Annotated in this window: 20 protein-coding genes; 14 read left to right on the top strand and 6 right to left on the bottom strand. The window is 34.1% G+C overall.

The features are described 5' to 3' along the window. The first annotated feature begins 115 nt into the window (after positions 1-115). Positions 116-622: an acyl-CoA thioesterase gene (locus A6J74_RS06755; protein WP_000141169.1), complete on the top strand. Its 507-nt coding sequence runs from the start codon at positions 116-118 to the stop codon at positions 620-622. 126 nt (positions 623-748) lie between these two features. Here A6J74_RS06755 and A6J74_RS06750 read toward each other — a convergent pair whose 3' ends face one another. Further along, entirely contained in the window at positions 749-835 is an 87-nt protein-coding gene (locus tag A6J74_RS06750; protein ID WP_000505094.1) for a YjcZ family sporulation protein, read from the bottom strand. 160 nt (positions 836-995) lie between these two features. Here A6J74_RS06750 and cls point away from each other — a divergent pair, with 160 nt between their 5' ends. From cls to A6J74_RS06730, 4 genes are all read left to right on the top strand, one after another. Further along, entirely contained in the window at positions 996-2,180 is a 1,185-nt protein-coding gene (gene cls, locus A6J74_RS06745) for a cardiolipin synthase (RefSeq protein WP_142309185.1), read from the top strand. Between the two features lie 30 nt (positions 2,181-2,210). Beyond that, positions 2,211-2,681, top strand: coding sequence for a spore coat protein (locus A6J74_RS06740; protein WP_000340531.1), 471 nt, complete (start codon positions 2,211-2,213; stop codon positions 2,679-2,681). 182 nt (positions 2,682-2,863) lie between these two features. Beyond that, positions 2,864-3,043 (top strand): hypothetical protein, encoded by a 180-nt coding sequence (locus A6J74_RS06735; RefSeq protein WP_001045965.1) that lies wholly within the window; start codon positions 2,864-2,866, stop codon positions 3,041-3,043. Positions 3,044-3,144: 101 nt separating this feature from the next. Then, a complete protein-coding gene (locus A6J74_RS06730) occupies positions 3,145-3,765 on the top strand; it encodes an NAD(P)-dependent oxidoreductase (RefSeq protein WP_000861679.1) in 621 nt (206 codons plus the stop codon). Positions 3,766-3,789: 24 nt separating this feature from the next. Here the strand turns inward: A6J74_RS06730 and A6J74_RS06725 are convergent, their stop codons facing one another. The 3 genes from A6J74_RS06725 to A6J74_RS06715 all read right to left on the bottom strand — a co-directional run bounded on the left by A6J74_RS06725 (position 3,790) and on the right by A6J74_RS06715 (position 6,659). Further along, positions 3,790-4,272 carry a DUF456 domain-containing protein gene (locus A6J74_RS06725; protein WP_000215663.1) on the bottom strand — a complete coding sequence of 161 codons (483 nt, stop codon included), beginning with the start codon at positions 4,270-4,272 and terminating at the stop codon, positions 3,790-3,792. A gap of 1 nt (position 4,273) precedes the next feature. Further along, the gene (locus A6J74_RS06720; protein WP_000353739.1) at positions 4,274-5,581 is read right to left on the bottom strand and encodes a hemolysin family protein; all 1,308 of its coding nucleotides are present in this window, start codon (positions 5,579-5,581) and stop codon (positions 4,274-4,276) included. Between the two features lie 208 nt (positions 5,582-5,789). Next, positions 5,790-6,659 (bottom strand): hypothetical protein, encoded by an 870-nt coding sequence (locus A6J74_RS06715; protein WP_000055280.1) that lies wholly within the window; start codon positions 6,657-6,659, stop codon positions 5,790-5,792. Positions 6,660-6,915: 256 nt separating this feature from the next. Between A6J74_RS06715 and cbpA the strand changes: the two genes are divergently transcribed. The 4 genes from cbpA (at position 6,916) to A6J74_RS06695 (ending at position 10,292) form a co-directional block, all read left to right on the top strand. Continuing rightward, positions 6,916-7,563: a cyclic di-AMP binding protein CbpA gene (cbpA, locus tag A6J74_RS06710; RefSeq protein ID WP_001220521.1), complete on the top strand. Its 648-nt coding sequence runs from the start codon at positions 6,916-6,918 to the stop codon at positions 7,561-7,563. Positions 7,564-8,010: 447 nt separating this feature from the next. After that, positions 8,011-9,348, top strand: a complete 1,338-nt coding sequence (brnQ4, locus tag A6J74_RS06705; RefSeq protein ID WP_395935011.1) for a branched-chain amino acid transport system II carrier protein BrnQ4 — start codon at positions 8,011-8,013, stop codon at positions 9,346-9,348. Positions 9,349-9,414: 66 nt separating this feature from the next. Further along, complete coding sequence (gene csaA / locus A6J74_RS06700) at positions 9,415-9,744, top strand: chaperone CsaA (protein ID WP_001263027.1); 330 nt, start codon at positions 9,415-9,417, stop codon at positions 9,742-9,744. A 20-nt stretch (positions 9,745-9,764) separates the two neighbouring features. Beyond that, positions 9,765-10,292 carry a DUF1572 domain-containing protein gene (locus A6J74_RS06695; protein ID WP_000351102.1) on the top strand — a complete coding sequence of 176 codons (528 nt, stop codon included), beginning with the start codon at positions 9,765-9,767 and terminating at the stop codon, positions 10,290-10,292. Here A6J74_RS06695 and A6J74_RS06690 read toward each other — a convergent pair. Together A6J74_RS06690 and A6J74_RS06685 are read right to left on the bottom strand one after the other, a co-directional pair. Next, a complete protein-coding gene (locus A6J74_RS06690) occupies positions 10,265-10,570 on the bottom strand; it encodes a hypothetical protein (RefSeq protein WP_044810160.1) in 306 nt (101 codons plus the stop codon). The two genes, A6J74_RS06695 and A6J74_RS06690, sit on opposite strands and share 28 nt — an antisense overlap. A 4-nt stretch (positions 10,571-10,574) precedes the next feature. Next, on the bottom strand, positions 10,575-10,871 hold the full coding sequence (locus A6J74_RS06685; RefSeq protein WP_000770733.1) for a hypothetical protein: 297 nt from the start codon (positions 10,869-10,871) through the stop codon (positions 10,575-10,577). A gap of 89 nt (positions 10,872-10,960) precedes the next feature. Here A6J74_RS06685 and spoIIP point away from each other — a divergent pair, with 89 nt between their 5' ends. The 5 genes from spoIIP to A6J74_RS06655 all read left to right on the top strand — a co-directional run bounded on the left by spoIIP (position 10,961) and on the right by A6J74_RS06655 (position 15,762). Continuing rightward, entirely contained in the window at positions 10,961-12,115 is a 1,155-nt protein-coding gene (spoIIP, locus tag A6J74_RS06680; protein ID WP_001079305.1) for a stage II sporulation protein SpoIIP, read from the top strand. Positions 12,116-12,381: 266 nt separating this feature from the next. Then, the gene (locus tag A6J74_RS06670; RefSeq protein ID WP_000617589.1) at positions 12,382-12,840 is read left to right on the top strand and encodes a GNAT family N-acetyltransferase; all 459 of its coding nucleotides are present in this window, start codon (positions 12,382-12,384) and stop codon (positions 12,838-12,840) included. Between the two features lie 50 nt (positions 12,841-12,890). Then, the gene (locus A6J74_RS06665) at positions 12,891-13,631 is read left to right on the top strand and encodes a M15 family metallopeptidase (RefSeq protein ID WP_000747718.1); all 741 of its coding nucleotides are present in this window, start codon (positions 12,891-12,893) and stop codon (positions 13,629-13,631) included. Positions 13,632-13,654: 23 nt separating this feature from the next. After that, positions 13,655-14,101 carry an NUDIX hydrolase gene (locus A6J74_RS06660; protein ID WP_000178280.1) on the top strand — a complete coding sequence of 149 codons (447 nt, stop codon included), beginning with the start codon at positions 13,655-13,657 and terminating at the stop codon, positions 14,099-14,101. A gap of 185 nt (positions 14,102-14,286) precedes the next feature. Further along, on the top strand, positions 14,287-15,762 hold the full coding sequence (locus A6J74_RS06655; protein WP_016091008.1) for an amidase family protein: 1,476 nt from the start codon (positions 14,287-14,289) through the stop codon (positions 15,760-15,762). Positions 15,763-15,809: the final 47 nt, after the last annotated feature.

Genomic DNA, 15,809 nt, shown 5'->3' with positions numbered 1-15,809 from the left:
TACATGGTTAGTTGAACTCATTGAAAGTATACGGACAGCCCGACTTCCACCTAATTTCTTCTGGGAGTCTTACTACCCGCAAATAGCAGGATAATTAATCAAAGGAGCGATAACAATGACTGAAGTAAAGGGGAAAACAGCTAATGAGTCTAGAGTGTTTAAAACGAGCCGAGTATTTCCAACGGATTTAAATGATCATAATACACTATTTGGTGGAAAAATATTAGCGGAGATGGATATGGTTGCTTCTATTTCAGCAACGAGACATGCAAGAAAAGAATGTGTCACAGCGTCTATGGATTGGGTTGATTTCTTACATCCTGTTCGTTCATCTGATTGCGTTAGTTATGAATCCTTTGTAATTTGGACGGGAAGAACTTCAATGGAAGTTTTTGTGAAGGTAGTGGCTGAAGACTTAATTTCAGGTGAAAAGCGTATAGCTGCAACGTCATTTGTTACATTTGTTGCACTTAGTAAGGAAAATAATCCAGTTCCTGTACCACGAGTTATTCCTGAAACAGAAGAAGAGAAAGAATTACATCGTATTGCTGTATTACGTGCGGAACAACGTAATATTCGTAAGGCAGAGAGTAAGAAAGTAGCCACATTGTTAACTTTTTGAATTGAATATATAGCCGTTAAGGTTACCATAACAAACGATAATGGTTTTAAAATAAAAAGCGGACACCTAAAAATAGGTGTCCGCTTTTATAGTTTTTTCATCCACATATCATATGACAATAACTACTTAGCAGAAGCAAGCAGCACCGACGATGATTAAGAGGATAAATAATACGACTAAAAGCGCAAATCCATTACCATGTGCGAAGCCCATTGTTATTTCCTCCTTTTATTTTAAGATACAACATACAATATGCAAATGAGCTGTTGTTTGATATGGACATATATCATGTAAGGACATTTTTTCTTGAATGATTATGTATAAAAAAAGGGAAGATATAGGAATAACAGTAAGTGGAGAAAGGAAATTATCCATGAAGCACTTTTTCGCTCTAATCCTTTTTTTTATAGGTGTATTCATATGGATGAACATCGATGTGGAAATGGGGAAAAAAATGGCTAGTGAATATGAATTAGGACAAGTTCGATTAGGCGAATTTCAACTATATACGAACGGAGAAGAGTTATATAGGAGATTATTTGAGGATATAAACAATGCGGAAAAGTATATATATATTCATTTTTATATTGTAGGTAAAGATGAAATAAGCAGAGAGTTTTTACAGTTATTAGAGAAAAAAGCATCTAGCGGGGTAGAAGTGAAGTTGTCAGTCGACCGTATAGGTGGATATAAGCTGAAGAAAAAGATACTGAATCAATTAAAAAGAAAAGGTGTCCAGTTCACATTTAGTAAAAAACCTAAACTGAAAAATATATTCTATTCTTTGCATCAACGAAATCATAGACGCATTGTTACGATAGATGGAAAAGTATCATACGTCGGTGGTTTTAATATCGGAAAGGAATATCTTGGACAAAATCAGAAATTTGGTCCATGGCGTGATTATCATGTACGTATCAATGGGAATGGTGCAACTGATATGGAAAGAAAATTTGCTGAAGATTGGAAAGAGGATACCGGGGAAAAAATGCCTGCACATGAAAGTTTACCTGCACAAGGAAATGTAAAATATCAATATTTGTTTTCAAATGGAAAAGGTTTATGGCAGAAATATGGTGCGCTTATAAAGCAGGCTAAAAAGTCTTTAATACTTGCTACACCTTATTTTGTACCAAGTAAAGAAATGATGAAAGAGTTAAAAGATGCATTGCATCGTGGTATCAATGTGAAAATTCTCGTGCCATTTAAAAGTGATGCCGTATTGTTAAAACAAGCTGCTTATCCGTATTTGAAAGACATGTTACATGCTGGAGCGGAAATTTATCAATATCGCAATGGATTTTTTCATGGGAAAGTAACGATCATTGATGGAGAAATTGTTGATATCGGTACAGCAAATTTTGATAATAGAAGTTTTTATTTAAATTGCGAATCTAACTGTCTCATATATGACAAAACAGTTGTTGCTGACGTATGGAGTCGATTAAAGGAGGATTTTCATAAATCAAAACGATTTTCTGAACAGGATTTTGAGGAAATTAGTAAATGGGATTGGTTTTTAGCAAGAATAGCGAATGTTTTAGCGTCATATTTATAGCATATAGACAAAAGGAAAGGAGGAACTTTAATGGACTGTATGAAAGAATTAATGAAGTATAGTTACATGTTAATTTATAAAGTAGGAGAGTATACTGAAAAAATCCGGGATGAAGAATTAAAGGATATAATACAGCACCATTTACCGTATATGTTACAAGCATATAATGAACAAGTGAATTTTCAAGAAGGAGAGAATGTACAGCATATAACATGTGAACCAATTTCGTTTCATTTGTCTGAAATGGAAATGGAAACGGAAAAGGAAATAGATAATACATATACAGGAGATATCCAAATTGCAATCTGTTATATTTCACATTTGAAACGATTAGCATTAAAGTTTGCTCAAGTTGCAGTGGAAGTTGCAAATCCAGAATTTCGTTCGTTTTTGGAAAACTGTTTCCTGAAAATGAATCGTTACGCTTATAGTGTGTGGCAATATGTTGTGAAGAAGGAGTATAAAATTACACATGTATATGAAAACGAGAAATTTGCATAAAAAACTAAGGCGGAATAGTTGTCGCCCTAGTTTTTTACTTTCATGCAGAGAAAAGGGATAGATGTAATTATTATTAGAAAATTTACAAATATTTACCGTATATTTACTATTTTTCAATCTTTCCTTTAAAAATAGAGAGTAATATGGGATTGTACATATTCTATCAAAGGGAGGAAACGCAAATGAACAAATGGGTTAAATCATTAACTGCTATGGCACTTGCAAGTTCTTTATTAATGGTAGGTTGTAGTAAAGGTGAGGACAAGAAGAAAGAAGAAGACACAACAACACAACAGGATGAGAAAAAGGATAAAGAAACAAGTGGAACAGAGAAGTCTACTGATTCTAAAGAAAAGAAATAAAGTAATAAAAAAGCTTCCTCTTATATATGAGGAAGCTTTTTTGTTGTATATTGATTGAGAGTATTGAAAAAATAGAGAAAGAATGAGAGAGGAGTAAACAAATGAAAGTATGTGTATTGGGAGCGACAGGTAGAGTAGGTTCGGAAATAATGAAATTAGCATTAAAGGATTCATCCGAAGTGACGGCATTCGTTCGTGATTTAAATAGAATGGAAATAGAACATGACAGGTTACATGTTATAGAAGGAAATATATTAAACGAAAACGATATAAAGAAAGCGATAGAAGGATGTGATATCGTAATTAGCGCTCTTGGAACGGATGGAAATGGGACATTAGCAAAGAGTATGCCAAATATTATAAAGTATATGGAAAAAGAAGGCGTTAAGAAAATTATTACGATAGGAACAGCTGGTATTTTACAAGCGAGAACAAATCCAAATGTATATCGTTTCCAATCATCGGAATCAAAAAGGAAAACGACAGCAGCAGCAGAGGATCATTTAGCTGCATATAAGGCGCTTCATAATAGTGATTTATGTTGGACCATTGTTTGTCCGACGCATTTAATAGACGGTGAGATAACGGGGGTATATCGCACTGAACAACATATATTGCCAGAAGATGGAGCGAAAATTACAGTTGGTGATACAGCACATTTTACATGGGATTTATGCAATGAAAATATATATGAAAATAGTCGAGTTGGTATTTCATATTAAAAAACCATCCCAAAAGCGGGATGGTTAAAAGATGATATAACATACGAAAATGATAATCATAATGATTTGGAGAATAGCTTTCGCTACAGTACTGCTTAAAAAACCAACTACAGTAGCAACTCCTACTAGAAAGGCGTCTTTTGGCGTCTTTTTATGCATGAGCTCTGTGAAAAATACCGATAAGAACGGTATAATTATTAAACCAAAAGGTGGGAAGAAGAACGATCCAACAATGATAGAAATCATACCGACACGTTCGCCCCATTTTGAACTTCCATATTTTTTTAGGAAATATCCATTAGCAATAAAATCAGCGACGAAAATGAATAGGGTGAAAATGGCTTGAATGACCCAAAAAGTAATTGTTAGTTCCCCGCCATTTATACCAAAATGGTAAATCAAATATCCAGCCCATACAGCTAAGATACCTGGGATAATAGGGTAAATAAAGGCGAGAAATGAAATGATGAAACAGGCAATGATACAGATTGTTAAGAAAACAGTCACTTTATAACTCCTTTTTAATATCTAATTTATGTACAGCAATTTTTTTGATTTGATGTCCATCAAGTTCTAATGCTTTAAATTGAAACCCAGCATATTCAATAGAATAACCAGCTTCAATATTTAAGTCAACCGCTTGAGAGAGGAGCCAGCCTCCAATTGTATCTAAATCGCTATCATCAATATGTAGGCCAAACATATCATTTACTTCAGAAATGAGTACTTTTCCATCTAAAACAGTAAGCTTCGGGGTACGCTTTTCAATCATAGGTGATTCATCCGCGTCAAATTCATCTTGAATTTCTCCAATAATTTCTTCAAGAATATCTTCCATTGTTAAAAGCCCAGCAGTACCACCATATTCATCCATAATGATTGCCATCTGAACGCGATTCTTTTGAAGATGTACTAATGTTTTACGGATTGGAACAGTTTCAAATACAGTTAGTACGGGATGTATATAAGATTCAAGTGGTTTATAAATACCTTTTGTTTGATCATGAAATATTTCTTTCGTATTTATCATCCCGATGATGTCATCTTTATCTTTTTCAATTATAGGATAGCGTGTATATTTTTCAGTTGCGACGATATCCATATTTTCTTCTAAAGTATTTTCGGTAGATAAGCAAACCATTTCAGTACGAGGGACCATGATTTCTTTTGCAACCCGGTCATCAAATTCAAAAATATTATTTACATATTTATATTCGGTTTGGTTTATTTCTCCGCTTTTAAAACTCTCACCTAAAATGAGTCGTAATTCCTCTTCTGAATGAGCAAGTTCATTTTCTTTCGCTGGCTCTAAACCGAGTAGTTTTGTGAAAAATATAGCTGCACTATTGAGTAGCCAAATGAACGGATACATAATTTTATCAAATAAAATAAGTGGTTTGGCAAATTTGAGTGTGATTGCTTCTGCTTTTTGAATTGCGAAAGACTTTGGAACTAATTCACCTAATACAACGTGGAAAAATGTAATAACGCTAAAAGCAATAATAAAAGATAACGTGTTAGCCATTGTTCCAGTCATGTTGATTTTTTCAAAAAGCGGTCGTAGTATATGTTCCACAGTCGGTTCACCAAGCCAACCAAGCCCTAAAGAAGTAATCGTAATCCCGAGCTGACAAGCTGATAAATAAACATCTAAATTAGATAGGACACTTCTTGCAGCTAAAGCTTGTTTATTACCTTCATTTGCAAGTTGGTCAATTCGGCTTTTTCGTACTTTTACAACAGCGAATTCTGATGCAACGAAAAAGCCCGAAATAAGAATAAGTACAAAGATGAGAAAAATATTTAATATGTCCAAGTGTGTTCTCTATTCCAAAGTTTGAAATAAAGATGTCACCTCCTGCAATTATGTTATACTTTTATAATAAATCCAAATGAAAAGAATAGTCAAAGGAAAAGGGTAAATATTGGCATGTTTATAGTGTAGTTTTAGAGTTTGTTGTTATTTTGTCCTCGATACAAAAGGAATAACCCTCTACTTTCAGAATATAGAGGGCTATGTAACTTTACGGTTTTGGGATACTTCGTGTTATAGTGTATGTTTGTTGTTTAGAGTTGTTTGTTGTCCAAAGTGCTTGGAGAAAAGATAAGACGCTGTATGGGATATACAATAGTAGTAAACCGATTGTGACAATTACAGGTGCAGTACCACCAAATTGAACGATAAATTGTAATAATCCGATCGCGTGAAAAGTACATTCCATAATTAAAAAGGAAAAAATAATAGAACTTAAAATAGATTTATGATTCGAAGTAAGTGCTAAAAATAATGTATCAACAAGGAAAGCAGAATTTTTCATTTCATATTCACTTGTGTTATACAGGAAAGGGAGCCATTTCTTTATTGCTTGCATAACGATAATCATAGAGGTACTACATACGATGATCAAAGATGAGAAATAAGAAAACTGTATAAAGTTTGCAATATAGAGAAGAAGTAGTAAGATAGAACATTGTAAAAATACAGTGCAAAAAGAGTACGGTATCCAGTGTAGGAAAGTAGTGATTTTTTTAATTGAATTTGGTGCTTTTAAAAATAGATGACCGATTCCTAAACTTATAAAGAAGCCAATTGCAAGAGTGAAAGTGAAACGAACAATTGATAAAAAATATATTTCCCATATGTAAGGGAATAGTGGTGTTGAATGAGTAGAAGTATGTATCATCTGATTTGCTGAGAAAAAAATAGATTCATGCATCCAATCAATTTTTGGAATTGATATAGAAGAAAGTTGATCGAAGTTTTGGAAAATACTTATTAAGCCATTTTGATAAGAATAATTATGTGTAATAAAAAGAGCTGGGATAGGACTTATGACAAAAATAACAATGACACCAATTATAAATTTGCATATATGCGAGCGTAACAAAGACATATAACCACCTACTCTTTGAATATTCAGAAAATTCTTATTCTTATTTTAGCGTTTTTCTAATAAAGTTACAATATCTTTTTCATTAAGTCATTCAGAGAGAGGCTTTCCTAGTGAAGATATGCAAGTGAAGGATTCATGAATAAATTATGACAAGAAAATGAATAATTTTCAGAAAAATAAAATAAATTATTTATTTTTTTCCGAATATATAATATAGTTATGGCACAGAAAGTATTTTAACATAAGGAGGCTTTTTATGAGGATTAAAGGGAATTACGTGCCGAAAAGGGAAGTTTTACTGTGCTCAAGTTCGATTACGATAGGGGAAGCATTGGAGCATTTAAATAAAACAGGGTATCGTTGTGTACCAGTTTTAGATGAAAAAAAAGAGAAATTTTTAGGGAATATATATAAAGTAGATATTTTAGAATATAAAGGATCACTTGACGAAAGTGTAATACAATTATTGAACGATAAAGAAGGATTTGTGAGAGAAGATTCATCTTTCTTTAAAGTATTTTTTACAATAAAAAAATTACCTTATTTATCAGTAGTTGACGAAAAAGGAATTTTCCTTGGAATTTTAACGCATAAAAAAGTTTTTGAGTTATTAGAAGATGCATGGGGCGTTCATTCTAGTAAATATTCTGTCATGATTGGAACGCAAGACTATAATGGAGCGATCCAAAAGTTATCGACAGTTTTGAAGAAATACACTGGTATTCAAAGTTTAATGACTTTTGATAATGATGCTCTATTAGTTCGTAGAATTATGTTTACATTAGGAGAAGAGTTTGAAGATGGTGAATTAGAAACACTTCAAAAAGATTTAGAAGATCATGGATTTAGAGTTGTGTATGTAGAAGAGATGAATAATCCACGTGAAGTAGAAACGATAGAGTAACATGCAAAAGCCATCTAACATATGTTAGATGGCTTTTGAAATTATTTTAAAATAATAATCTAGAATGAGTCTAGTGCTCGAATAACATTTGTGTGAGAGAATATAAAATGTAGATAATTTTGATTTTCAAAAAAATCAATTTGAAAATATGTTTTTATTTTTCAACTAAATATGTTACTATATGTGTGATAAAAACAAAGAGGTCTGACAACTATACTCCACGTAATAACACTCTAACGATTTAAATATTCAAAAAAATCAAAAATCAAAAACAAAAAATAATGACGAGATTAATAATTAGAGTAATAATAAGGGGAATGGAGAAATTATGGAGAAAGACACTGCTTTGTAAGGGGCATATTTTATCATCTTGAGCAGAGAGGAGGATGCATAGCATATTGTGAAAATAAAGATAAACAATGAAAAAGTGCTATGCAAATGAAGAGTATGAAGGGACGATTGAGGCCAGGTGATACGGTAGCAATTGGTTTAATGCTATTTGCATTATTTTTAGGAGCAGGAAATTTAATTTTCCCGCCAGTTTTAGGTCAACAAGCAGGAGAGAATGTTTGGATTGCTACGATAGGATTCCTTGTAACGGGAGTCGGATTACCCCTATTAGCTGTAACAGCTGTCGCGTTTGTAGAGGGGGACTTGAAAGCGCTATCTTCTAGAGTTCACCCTATATTTGCATTTATTTTCCCATTGGTTAGTTATTTAGCAATTGGACCATTTTTCGCAATCCCGCGTACGGGAGCCGTTTCGTTTGAAATGGGTATGAAGCCGTTTTTATCAGATGCAATGGTTTCAGAGTGGTACATGCTATTTCTTTTCACTATATTTTTCTTCGGAATAACGTGGTATTTATCATTAAATCCATCTAAATTAGTCGATTGGTTTGGAAAATTTCTTACACCATTATTAGTATTAATTGTTGCTGTTATTGTCGGGAAAGCAATTATTGATCCAATTGGAGAACCGGCTGCACCTTTAGCTGCTTATAAAGAGAATGCTTTCTTTGGTGGATTTATTCAAGGATATTTAACGATGGATGCGATTAGTGCACTTGTGTTTGGGATTGTTGTAGTACAAGTTATTCGCTCAAAAGGGATAAAAGAGAGCGGACAAATCGCAAAAATAACAGTTGTATCAGGGATTATTGCTGTATTAGGCTTAACGTTAATATATTTATCACTTGCATATCTCGGATCTACAAGTACATCACTTGGTGTGTCGGAGAACGGTGGTCTTATTTTGACGAATGTTGTAAATGAGTTATATGGAACAAGTGGCAAAATTTTATTAGGACTTGTAATTATACTCGCTTGTTTAACAACTTCTGTTGGATTAACATCTGCGTGTGCTGGCTTCTTCACAAACTTATTCCCAAGACTTTCGCATAAAACGATTGTAACTATGGTATGTGTATTTAGTTTAATTGTATCTAACCTAGGGTTAACACAATTAATCACAGTAACATTACCAGTGTTAATGATCATTTATCCAGTTGCAATTGTATTAATCGTTCTTTCATATTTCCATAAATGGATAGGGAAGCGTAATACAATTTACATTGGGGCGATTTTAGGTGCGTTGTTAATTAGTTTCTTTAACGGTTTAGAAAGTGCGAACATTAAAATTGATGCGATTTCTAATGTACTTCAAATGTTACCATTATATAAAGAAGGAATAGGATGGTTAATCCCATCATGTATTGGCGGAATTCTTGGTTTCTTCTTCTATAAATCAAATGAATCAAGTGAATTACAAAAGAAAGGTGCTTAGGCGCCTTTCTTTTTTTAAAGGGGATTTTTGTATTTTGTCTAAGTAATAAATGGGAGGAATGATAAAATGGCTAATTTTGAAGATTTTTTAACTTTTGATGTAAGAATTGGAACAGTAACACAGGCAGAGGAATTTAAAGAAGCGAGAGTACCAGCGATTAAACTAGAAATTGATTTTGGGGAGCTTGGGGTCAAGCAGTCAAGTGCTCAAATTACGAAGAGATATAATCCAGAAGACTTAATTGGTCAGCAAATTGTTGCTGTTGTAAATTTTCCGCCAAAGCGTGTAGCTGGATTTAAATCAGAAGTGCTTGTATTAGGGGGAGTTCCTGAAGCGGGAGATGTTGTGTTGCTTCAGCCTAATATGGAACTGCCAAATGGAACGAAAATTAGTTAGTGTGAAGGTGGGGGGGCAATATGGATATCGGACGAGAATATTTACAATGTGCCATTTCTAATTTCAAAACAACAAAGCAGCAAGGAGAACGGGCACTTTCTCAATTATCATACGAACAAATACAATGGTCTTCTCATGAAGAAACAAATAGCATAGCGATTATAATGAAACATTTGCACGGTAATATGCGTTCCAGATGGACGGATTTTTTAACATCTGATGGTGAAAAAGTTGATCGTGACCGAGATGGTGAATTTGAAGGAGGCTATTCTTCAAAGGAAGAAGCCCTTGCAGCGTGGCAAGAAGGATGGGAATACGTTTTTAATACGATGAATACTATAATGCCGGAACATCTATTGAAGACGGTATACATTCGTGGTGAAGCACATACGGTCCTGCAAGCAATTGAAAGGCAAATTTCTCATTATGCTTTGCATATTGGACAGATTATTTACATCGGTAAAATGTTAAAAGAAAATGAGTGGGAATGTTTAAGCATTCCTAAAGGACAGTCCACTCGTTATGTAGAGAAAAAACGTTCAACATAATAATATGAAAGAAATCGATATAAAATAGGCAGCAAAAAAATAAGCCAAATGATAGACGGTTCCGTAAGCATAAGAATGCTACCAACAATAAGGCCGTATATAATAAGAAAGAAACAAAAAAGTGTATTCATAGGGATAAAACGTGGGATGAAGAGTTGTTGCTGCTTAAAACAACTGTTGTGAAATAAATAAAAATGGAAGTACCGTGTAGTGGTAATAAGGTCTTTCTTTCGTGTAATTCTTTTTCTACATGTATGACAAATGAACGGTGGCTGCATTTCGTTACGCTCCATTTTTTATTTTCATAATAATGTGAGACAAAAGTAGGTACAAAGTGTATGTTCCTATATACGCTCCTGCAATAAGGAAAAATGGATTCAGTAAAATTCCATGAATGCTCGTCATGAAAACTAAATCTTGTATTAAAACATCGTATACATTAATGGAAATAATTGTACCGAGTACATACAGTGCCAAGTACGCAGAAATATGTAACACAATAGAGACTTTTGGATGTTTAGCGGACAAATAAAAAATGAATGATAGAGCGATTGGTAATATTCCTATTAATAGCTTCAATTCATTTCACCTCATTAACAATATAGCCGGAATATAAACGGTCTATTCTCTAGAGCTTGTACATAACTTGAAATAGAGAGGGTGATAGTATGAATCGAGGCTTTTTTTATGTGAAGTTTACAAGTGTACGTAAGTTAGTTTTATTTATTATTACTACGGTACTAGCGACTTTTTTTCTTATTAGTATGATGGTAACCTCTATGAAAGAGACAAAGTCAACGTATTTATATAATTGGTTAAATGAGTTATCGATGAATGGCTACATGTATGTTCTTGGAAAAGAAAATCATTATTTTACACAAGAGTATCGAAATTTGAATCAAGATTTTTCAATCTCTTCGTTTCTCTTTTCTATGGCTACGAATATTCGTTTTAACGATGTACGTAGTTTTGTCGGAAAAGAGCTTCCTGGCTTTGGTAAGTACGATACAGAAATCGTTATCGCAGGTGAGGGAACAAATTATTCTAACTTACCGATAGAGTCGAGTGTTCCTCTTGAAGAAGTAGTGAAAGAACGGACTGGAGAAGGTGGACAAGCGCCAAAGCCTGATACGAATAAAGAGAAAAAACAACCAGCTCAAACGACTGGAAAAAGACAAGTTGCATTTATATATCATTCGCATAGCTGGGAATCTTATTTGCCGTTACTGAACTTAACGAATGATCCAAACCCGAATAAAGCGACAAGTTCTGTAACGAATATTTCCATAGTCGGCGACCGATTTCGTGAACAATTAGAAAGCGAAGGAATCGGATCTACTAACGATAAGACTGACGTTGGTCAAAGGTTAATTAGTAAAGGGTTAAATAGTAATAGTTCTTACAAAATGTCACGGGAAATTGTACAAGAAGCGATGGCTGGTAATAAAGAATTACAATACTTCTTCGATTTACACCGTGATAGTGCACGAAAAAATGTAACAACAAAAACAATTGGAGATAAATCATATGCTAAGCTTGCTTTTGTAATTGGAAAAGGTAACAAAAACTATGAAAAAAACTTACAATTAGCAACTGCGTTACACGAGACGATTAGTAAGAAATATCCGGGAATGAGCCGTGGTGTAATTCAAAAAGGATTCCAAACAGGGAATGGAGTTTACAATCAAGACCTATCAGGACAAGCGATATTAATTGAAGTTGGCGGGGTAGATAATACAGAGGAAGAACTAAATCGATCAATTGATGCACTTGCTAAGGCATTTGGTGAATATTTTTGGCAAGCGGAAAAAGTGAATGGATAAAGTGAAATTTGAATGAGTGGTGGGCATTGCCAATGGTTATCAGCCTACATCAATTAGGGAAAAACGTAAGTGTAAAGCTTACGTTTTTTGTTTGTCATGAAACGAGGATGATAAGATGTCACATTATAGACATAATTTATAATTGCTATAGTAATATCGAAATTTGTCTATTTATAATAGGGGAATTAGAAAGGGATTTTCGCAATAATGGAGAAAATCTTTTTACAAGGAAAATTTTTCACAATGAAATAGGTAGGGTGATTTAAGTGATTAGGGAGATCAAAGTAGAAGATGCAGCCTCATTTTTGCAATTAAGTAAGCAATTAGATGAAGAAACGAAATTTATGTTATACGAGCCAGGAGAAAGAAAAACTACAGTTGAGCAACAAGAGCAAATGATTCATCGATTTATACAGAATGAAAAAGCAACAATATTTGTAGCGATTGAAGAAGAGAAAATAGTAGGATTTATTTTAGTGAATGGAAATAACATACAAAGAAAGAGACATGTTGCAGCCATTGTAATTGGTATATTGCAAGAGTGTAGTGGGCGTGGTATTGGAACGAGCTTGTTTAAAGAGGTTGAGAAGTGGGCAAGATTACATGATGTATGGCGTTTAGAATTAACGGTAATGGCCCACAATACAAGAGCTCAGGCACTATATAGAAAAGTAGGCTTTGAGAAAGAGGGTGTCAAAAAAGCTGCTCTTATTATCGATGGATAAAACATTGATGAGTATGAAATGGCCAAATTATTAAAATAAGAGGTCGTTATATGAAAAAAAGATGGACACTACTTGGTATCGTAGCGGCGATACTCATTGTTGGAGTAGCAGGAATCAATTATAAAATGTATAAGAATAAGCAGGCACAGGAAGTGAATGTAAATAACATATTTCCGAAAGCGAAAGAAACGATTGCGAATATGGATGGGGATATTGCGGTAATTAGTAATCCAAATTCGACGCTTGTACTTGTGAATAAAAGTAGGCGTTTACCAGATGGGTATAGACCGCCAGATTTAGTTATTCCGAAAGTACGTTACTCTAGTGAAGGTGATCAAGAAAAGAAAAAAATGAGGAAAGAGGCAGCTAGTGCGCTTGAGGACATGTTTCAACAAGCTGATAAAGAGCGTATTTTCCTTTTTGCAGTCTCTGGATTTAGATCTTTTGATCGACAAAAGGCATTAAATACGATGTATAAAAAACAAGATGGAGAAGCGAAAACTGCGATGTCTAGCGCGATTCCTGGTACGAGTGAACATCAAACTGGACTAGCTATGGATATTACATCGCAATCTGCTAAATTTCAGTTAGAGACAGTTTTTGGGGAGACGAAAGAGGGGCAATGGCTTTCTGAAAATGCCCATAAATTTGGTTTTGTGATTCGATATACAAAAGAAAAAGAATCAATTACGGGCTATCGGTTTGAACCATGGCACGTAAGGTATGTGGGAAATCCACAAGCTACATATTTATATGAAAATCAACTGACGCTTGAAGAAGTAACAGAGTGAACAATTGAGGGGAGAGAAATATAATGACGATGTTATATAAGAAAAAAGTACATGCATATATTACAAGAGAAAAAGAAGGGATGAAGCAATTACTTGTTTTTAAACATCGTGATATACCTGAAGCTGGTATCCAAGTGCCAGGGGGAACAGTTGATGAAGGAGAAACGTTAGAAGCAGCAGTTTTACGTGAAGTACAAGAAGAATCTGGATTACGTCTTTTATGTATAGAGCGTTTCCTAGCAGATTACATCATACACGTGAAGGAAAAACAGGAATATCAAAAACGCCACTTTTTCCACGTAACGTTACTAACGAATGTAAAAGATACTTGGGAACATATAGTAAGTGCCGGTGAGGAAGATGAAGGTTTAGTATTTTGCTACGAATGGATTGATATTGCAAAATGCCCTGAATTAGCAGGAAAACAAGGAGAGTTTTTACATTTGTTAGATGAGGTATATGCACAGTAATAAAAAGAGTTTGAAGCGAAGGATGATTCGTTTCAGACTCTTTTTATTTTTCGGGAAATTAAAGGTGTATTAAAAAGTAAGTTGAAATTTTTTAAAGGGATATTAATTTGGAATAGGCTGAGGTGAAAAAATGAAAAAGTAAGAAGTATTCGTAAAAACTAAAAGGGATATAAAGGAGAATATAAATGGAAATTCAGTTTAATCCAGTATTAAAAAAAGAATTAACAATTCATGATATACAGACCGCAATGGAAGAAGGGACGTTATCTTCCAAAGAATTAGTTATATATTATCTTTATAGAATTGCACAATATGATCAAGGTGGACCGAAAATTAATTCTATTTTAGAAATAAACCCGGATGCTATTTTTATTGCAGAAGCGTTAGATTATGAAAGGAAGATAAAAGGTGTAAGGGGACCATTGCATGGTATACCTGTTTTGCTAAAGGACAATATTGAAACGAATGATTCCATGCATACAAGTGCAGGTACGATTGCCCTAGAACAAAATATAAGTAGCGAAGATGCATTTCTCGTTACAAAACTGCGAGAGGCAGGAGCGGTGATAATAGGTAAAACGAATATGACGGAGTTAGCAAATGCAATGTCTTTTGAAATGTGGGCTGGATATAGTGCAAGAGGTGGTCAAACAATCAATCCATATGGAACGGGCACGGATGATATGTTTGTTGGTGGCTCTAGTACAGGGGCCGCAATAGCAGTTGCCGCTAATTTTACAGTATTATCTGTTGGGACAGAAACGGATGCCTCTATTTTGAGTCCAGCTGTTCAAAGCTCTGTAGTAGGCATTAAACCAACTGTCGGTCTAATTAGTCGTAGAGGAATTATTCCGTTCACTTATTCACAGGATACAGCGGGACCATTTGCTAGAACAGTAACAGATGCCGCTATTTTACTAGGGAGTTTAACTGGAGTGGATGAGAAAGATGTAGCTACTCATAAAAGTAAAGGTATGGCATATGAAGATTATACATCTTATCTTGATGTTAATGGTTTAAAGGGAGCGAAGATTGGTGTTTATAGTAATGCTCCAAAAGATTATTACGAAAATGGTGAGTATGATGAAAATTTGTTTGAGGACACGATCCAAGTATTACGTAGTGAGGGGGCGACAGTAGTAGAAAATATTGATATTCCTTCCTTTCATAGAGAATGGAGCTGGGGAGTTCCGCTTTATGAGCTGAAGCATAGTTTAGATAACTATTTTTCAAAATTACCTTCTACTATTCCCGTACATTCTATTTCAGAATTAATGGCGTTTAATAAAAACATAGCAGAAAGAGCTTTAAAATATGGACAAACTAAGTTGGAGGGAAGAAAAGATTATCCTAATACGTTAAGAAATCCAGAATATTTACATGCAAGATTAGAAGATATATATTTTTCGCAAAAACAAGGTATTGATTTTGCATTGGAAAAATATAATCTTGATGCGATACTATTTCCGTCTTATATAGGCTCTACTATATGTGCGAAAGCAGGTTATCCGTCTATAGCAATACCAGCAGGGTATATGGAAAACGGGAGACCTTTTGGAATTACGATTGCAAGTACTGCTTTTCGTGAAGGAATATTAATTAAACTAGCGTACGCTCTTGAACAAGCGACAAAGCATAGAGAAATTCCCAACTTGTCATGAATAGAATGTACAAAAGGACAGGAATTTCCTGTCCTTTTTGATTTATT

It is taken from the genome of Bacillus sp. FDAARGOS_235 (assembly GCF_002073415.2).
Classification (GTDB): Bacteria; Bacillota; Bacilli; order Bacillales; family Bacillaceae_G; genus Bacillus_A; species Bacillus_A toyonensis.
This window is presented reverse-complemented; position numbering and strand designations above follow the sequence as displayed.